Below are 5747 nucleotides of genomic sequence, written 5' to 3'. Positions count from 1 at the left end.
CTGAGTTGTTTAAAAAGTCGATCAAGCAATATGTGTGGGTGCTTACGGAGCGATGTATCGATACACGATATATCGGAAGTAAGTAACTCGACAATTCGATTTACGTTAATTCCGAGCAAGACTTAAGTCTGATTGGATGTTGAAGTTTAACATCCTTGAGTATCAGGCGACTCTTTAAACTGAAGAGTTTGATCATGGCTCAGATTGAACGCTGGCGGCAGGCCTAACACATGCAAGTCGAGCGCGAAAGCTCCTCCGGGAGTGAGTAGAGCGGCGGACGGGTGAGTAACGCGTGGGAATCTGCCTGGTAGTGGGGGACAACTCGGGGAAACTCGAGCTAATACCGCATACGCCCTACGGGGGAAAGCGGGGGATCTTCGGACCTCGTGCTATCAGATGAGCCCACGTCGGATTAGCTAGTTGGTGGGGTAAAGGCCTACCAAGGCAACGATCCGTAGCTGGTTTGAGAGGATGATCAGCCACACTGGGACTGAGACACGGCCCAGACTCCTACGGGAGGCAGCAGTGGGGAATATTGCACAATGGGGGCAACCCTGATGCAGCCATGCCGCGTGTGTGAAGAAGGCCTTCGGGTTGTAAAGCACTTTCATTCGGGAGGAAGGCCTGTAGGTTAATAACCTGCAGGATTGACGTTACCGAAAGAAGAAGCACCGGCTAACTCCGTGCCAGCAGCCGCGGTAATACGGAGGGTGCGAGCGTTAATCGGAATTACTGGGCGTAAAGCGCGCGTAGGCGGTTAGTTAAGCTGGATGTGAAAGCCCAGGGCTCAACCTTGGAACTGCATTCAGAACTGGCTGGCTAGAGTACGAGAGAGGGTAGTGGAATTTCCTGTGTAGCGGTGAAATGCGTAGATATAGGAAGGAACATCAGTGGCGAAGGCGACTGCCTGGCTCGATACTGACGCTGAGGTGCGAAAGCGTGGGGAGCAAACAGGATTAGATACCCTGGTAGTCCACGCCGTAAACGATGTCTACTAGTCGTAGGGCTCCTTGAGGGCTTTGTGACGCAGCTAACGCAATAAGTAGACCGCCTGGGGAGTACGGCCGCAAGGTTAAAACTCAAATGAATTGACGGGGGCCCGCACAAGCGGTGGAGCATGTGGTTTAATTCGACGCAACGCGAAGAACCTTACCAGGGCTTGACATCCTCGGAACTTTCCAGAGATGGATTGGTGCCTTCGGGAACCGAGTGACAGGTGCTGCATGGCTGTCGTCAGCTCGTGTCGTGAGATGTTGGGTTAAGTCCCGTAACGAGCGCAACCCTTGTCCCTAGTTGCCAGCACTTTGGGTGGGAACTCTAGGGAGACTGCCGGTGACAAACCGGAGGAAGGTGGGGACGACGTCAAGTCATCATGGCCCTTACGTCCTGGGCTACACACGTGCTACAATGGCTGGTACAGACGGTGGCGAATCTGCGAAGTGGAGCTAATCCGACAAAACCAGTCGTAGTCCGGATCGGAGTCTGCAACTCGACTCCGTGAAGTCGGAATCGCTAGTAATCGTGAATCAGAATGTCACGGTGAATACGTTCCCGGGCCTTGTACACACCGCCCGTCACACCATGGGAGTGGGTTGCTCCAGAAGTGGCTAGTCTAACCTTCGGGGAGACGGTCACCACGGAGTGATTCATGACTGGGGTGAAGTCGTAACAAGGTAGCCCTAGGGGAACCTGGGGCTGGATCACCTCCTTAAACGATTATCGAGAGTTGTTTCGTAAGTGCTCACACATATTGCTTGATCGGACTGATGAAGTTGGAAATCAGTGAAGCCCATTGGGCGGGTCTAGAGCCCTGAGGTTTACAGCCCCAAGGGCAGAGAGTTTTAGGCCTGTAGCTCAGTTGGTTAGAGCGCACCCCTGATAAGGGTGAGGTCGGCAGTTCAAGTCTGCCCAGGCCTACCAAATTTTCCTGTAGCGTCGTTATTTTGCCACTTGCATAGCAGGCTATGCGGCGTGACAAAATGCCTAGCTACAGAAAAATTACCGCTAGCGAGCACGATGAACGCTAGGGTCTTATCGAGATGGGGCTATAGCTCAGCTGGGAGAGCGCCTGCCTTGCACGCAGGAGGTCAGCGGTTCGATCCCGCTTAGCTCCACCATCTCCTGATTCCAGCACCAGAAACCAGAAACTTGGACTTTTGCAGTATCTCGCGGTTTGAGAATAAGAGTCCAGCTTTCTGATTTTTGCATCAGACGTTTTTTAACAAGGTGAAACAATTTGTAGTAATACACTGCAAGGCGAGGTTGAATGCTTTTTTAAGTGTTCAACAGCAATAATTGTGTGTCTCTCAAGCACACAATCCGGCGTTCAAGCCAATTCTGAATTGAGCTTGAATGTTAAAAGTCGTTAATAGTCGTTTGTGTTGTATGGTCAAGCGACTAAGCGTATACGGTGGATGCCTTGGCAGCTGGAGGCGATGAAGGACGCAGGAGCCTGCGAAAAGCCCTGGGGAGCTGGCACACAAGCTTTGATCCAGGGGTGTCCGAATGGGGAAACCCACCTCTTAGGAGGTATCCATGGCTGAATACATAGGTCATGGAGGCGAACCCGGGGAACTGAAACATCTAAGTACCCGGAGGAAAAGAAATCAACCGAGATTCCCTGAGTAGCGGCGAGCGAAAGGGGACTAGCCCTTAAGCCTTTAATGTCTTAGTGGAAGGATCTGGAAAGTTCCGCGATACAGGGTGACAGCCCCGTACACGAAAAGGCACTTTAGGTGAAAACGAGTAGGTCGGGACACGTGTTATCTTGACTGAACATGGGGGGACCATCCTCCAAGGCTAAATACTCCCAGCTGACCGATAGTGAACCAGTACCGTGAGGGAAAGGCGAAAAGAACCCCGGAGAGGGGAGTGAAATAGAACCTGAAACCGTATACGTACAAGCAGTAGGAGCCCTCCGGGGTGACTGCGTACCTTTTGTATAATGGGTCAGCGACTTATTGTCTGTAGCAAGGTTAACCGCGTAGGGAAGCCGTAGAGAAATCGAGTCTTAACAGGGCGCTCAGTTGCAGGCAATAGACCCGAAACCCGGCGATCTATCCATGGGCAGGTTGAAGATTGAGTAACATCAATTGGAGGACCGAACTCACTAACGTTGAAAAGTTAGGAGATGACCTGTGGATCGGAGTGAAAGGCTAATCAAGCCGGGAGATAGCTGGTTCTCCTCGAAAGCTATTTAGGTAGCGCCTCGCGTCTCACCCACGGGGGTAGAGCACTGTTTGGGCTAGGGGGTCATCCCGACTTACCAACCCCATGCAAACTCCGAATACCGTGGAGTGCAATCGCGGGAGACACACGATGGGTGCTAACGTCCATCGTGGAAAGGGAAACAACCCAGACCGCCAGCTAAGGTCCCCAATACCAGTTAAGTGGGAAACGATGTGGGAAGGCCCAGACAGCTAGGAAGTTGGCTTAGAAGCAGCCATCTTTTAAAGAAAGCGTAATAGCTCACTAGTCGAGTCGGCCCGCGCGGAAGATATAACGGGGCTCAAACTGGTAACCGAAGCTGCGGATGCATGCATCTCTCTTAAATCCATTCGGATCTGTTCAAAGAGAGCAACTCTTTACTACTTCACCGATTAGCGTCGCGTAGCGACGATCAAGCGCCCCCGAACGTTGAGTCGGCGTGCGTGAGAGGTTCGGGACAGCAAAGAGTGGATTTAAGTGAGGTGCATGCATGGTAGAGGAGCGTTGTGTAAGCCGCTGAAGGCCAACCGGGAGGATGGCTGGAGGTATCACAAGTGCGAATGCTGACATGAGTAACGATAAGGGGGGTGAAAAACCTCCCCGCCGGAAGACCAAGGGTTCCTGTCCAACGCTAATCGGGACAGGGTTAGTCGGCCCCTAAGGCGAGGGCGAAAGCCGTAGTCGATGGGAAACAGGTTAACATTCCTGTACTTGCAATTGCTGCGATGGAGTGACGGAGAAGGCTAGGCCAGCACGGCGATTGGTTGTCCGTGTTTAAGGTAGTAGGCTGGGGACTTAGGCAAATCCGGGTCCCTGAGGCCGAGAGCTGACGACGAGCCTCATTATTGAGGCGAAGTGGTTGATGCCATGCTTCCAGGAAAAACTTCTAAGCTTCAGGCAATTGTGAACCGTACTCGAAACCGACACAGGTGGTCAGGTAGAGAATACCAAGGCGCTTGAGAGAACTCTGGTGAAGGAACTAGGCAAAATGGTACCGTAACTTCGGGAGAAGGTACGCCGGTGTGTACGTGAAGCCCCTGCGGGTGGAGCGGAAGCCGGTCGAAGTGACCAGGTGGCTGCGACTGTTTATTAAAAACATAGCACTGTGCAAACACGTAAGTGGACGTATACGGTGTGACGCCTGCCCGGTGCCGGAAGGTTAATTGATGGGGTTAGGATTCGTCCGAAGCTCTTGATCGAAGCCCCGGTAAACGGCGGCCGTAACTATAACGGTCCTAAGGTAGCGAAATTCCTTGTCGGGTAAGTTCCGACCTGCACGAATGGCGTAACGATGGCCACGCTGTCTCCACCAGAGACTCAGTGAAATTGAAATCGCTGTTAAGATGCAGTGTACCCGCGGCTAGACGGAAAGACCCCGTGAACCTTTACTACAGCTTTGCACTGAACTTTGAGCCTACTTGTGTAGGATAGGTGGGAGGCTTTGAAACTGTGACGCCAGTTACAGTGGAGCCACCCTTGAAATACCACCCTGGTATGTTTGAGGTTCTAACCCAGGTCCCTTACCGGGATCGGGGACAGTGTATGGTGGGTAGTTTGACTGGGGCGGTCTCCTCCCAAAGTGTAACGGAGGAGTACGAAGGTGCACTCAGCATGGTCGGAAATCATGCAATGAGCATAATGGTAAAAGTGCGCTTGACTGCGAGACAGACATGTCGAGCAGGTACGAAAGTAGGTCATAGTGATCCGGCGATTCTGTATGGAAGGGTCGTCGCTCAACGGATAAAAGGTACTCCGGGGATAACAGGCTGATACCGCCCAAGAGTTCACATCGACGGCGGTGTTTGGCACCTCGATGTCGGCTCATCACATCCTGGGGCTGAAGCCGGTCCCAAGGGTATGGCTGTTCGCCATTTAAAGTGGTACGCGAGCTGGGTTTAGAACGTCGTGAGACAGTTCGGTCCCTATCTGCCGTGGGCGTTGGAGATTTGAGAAGAGTTGCTCCTAGTACGAGAGGACCGGAGTGAACGAACCTCTGGTGTTCGGGTTGTCACGCCAGTGGCACTGCCCGGTAGCTATGTTCGGACGGGATAACCGCTGAAAGCATCTAAGCGGGAAGCCTCCTTCAAGATTAGATCTCCCTGGGACCTCGAGTCCCCTGAAGGGCCCTGGAAGACTACCAGGTTGATAGGCTGGATGTGGAAGCGCTGTGAGGCGTTGAGCTAACCAGTACTAATTGCCCGTGCGGCTTGACCATACAACAGAGACGGTTATTGACGACGGTCGGATTGTGGAGAAAGAGCCGAAGAGACACACAGCAGGATCGACTTGCGGTGTATTACTACAGATTGTTTCACCGGATTATTTGGGTTGACTGTGAATCGCTGCAAGCAGCGAAGGCAAACGCACAGTCAAACGGCAGAGCAGGGCAAAGCCCGTAAGACCAGCGCCAACCCAAGCCAGTTTGCCTGACGACCATAGAGTTGTGGAACCACCTGATCCCTTGCCGAACTCAGAAGTGAAACGCAACATCGCCGATGGTAGTGTGGTGATTCGCCATGTGAGAGTAGGTCATCGTCAGG

General features: G+C 52.7%; 2 tRNA genes and 3 rRNA genes. All 5 read left to right on the top strand.

Annotated elements, in window-relative coordinates:
- Positions 1-176: 176 nt before the first annotated feature.
- Positions 177-1711 (top strand): 16S ribosomal RNA (locus tag OQE62_RS19075).
- Positions 1712-1843: 132 nt separating this feature from the next.
- Positions 1844-1920, top strand: a tRNA-Ile gene (locus OQE62_RS19070).
- 121 nt (positions 1921-2041) lie between these two features.
- Positions 2042-2117 (top strand) — tRNA-Ala (locus tag OQE62_RS19065).
- A gap of 270 nt (positions 2118-2387) precedes the next feature.
- Positions 2388-5422: ribosomal RNA gene (locus OQE62_RS19060) — 23S ribosomal RNA — on the top strand.
- A 210-nt stretch (positions 5423-5632) separates the two neighbouring features.
- A 5S ribosomal RNA gene (gene rrf, locus OQE62_RS19055) occupies positions 5633-5747 on the top strand; the annotation flags it as partial.

It is taken from the genome of Microbulbifer halophilus, from assembly GCF_026183675.1.
Taxonomy (GTDB): domain Bacteria; phylum Pseudomonadota; class Gammaproteobacteria; order Pseudomonadales; family Cellvibrionaceae; genus Microbulbifer; species Microbulbifer halophilus.
This window is presented reverse-complemented; position numbering and strand designations above follow the sequence as displayed.